Source organism: Photobacterium sp. R1 (assembly GCF_054600795.1).
Genome location: NZ_BAAHZP010000199.1, coordinates 1 through 371, shown reverse-complemented (window position 1 = coordinate 371; position 371 = coordinate 1). Strand labels below are relative to the sequence as shown.

Sequence of the window (371 nt, the reverse complement as noted above, 5' to 3'; positions counted from 1 at the left end):
ATTGACCGAAACGGCCTCCACTCTCACCAGGATATCTCTGCCTGATACAGCCGGTGCCGAGAGTTCGACATCCATCAGGCTGTCTGGGTTTGTTACAGGCAAGTACTGGGTCAGTGCGACAGCTTTCATTAGGGGCTCCTCAAGCGTGTTGGTTGTAATATGGATAATCGGTGTAGCCGGTTTCATTGCCGCCAAACAGGGTGCTGGGATCGGAAATGACATTCAGCGGTAATTGATGCTGCAAGCGGTAGGGCAGATCCGGATTGGCCAGGAACGGGCGGCCAAAAGCCACCATATCGACCAGGCCGGCCTGCAGTAACTCATCGGCTGCTGCCTGAGTATAGTTACCCGCCACCATGATGCTGCCTTTA

The 371-nt window shown here is 54.4% G+C and carries 1 protein-coding gene; it reads right to left on the bottom strand.

The genetic code is table 11. The features are described 5' to 3' along the window. Nucleotides 1-139: 139 nt before the first annotated feature. Nucleotides 140-371, bottom strand: a 232-nt coding sequence (locus ACYP03_RS24655; RefSeq protein ID WP_459782476.1) for an oxidoreductase, incomplete at its 5' end; no start/stop codon positions are given.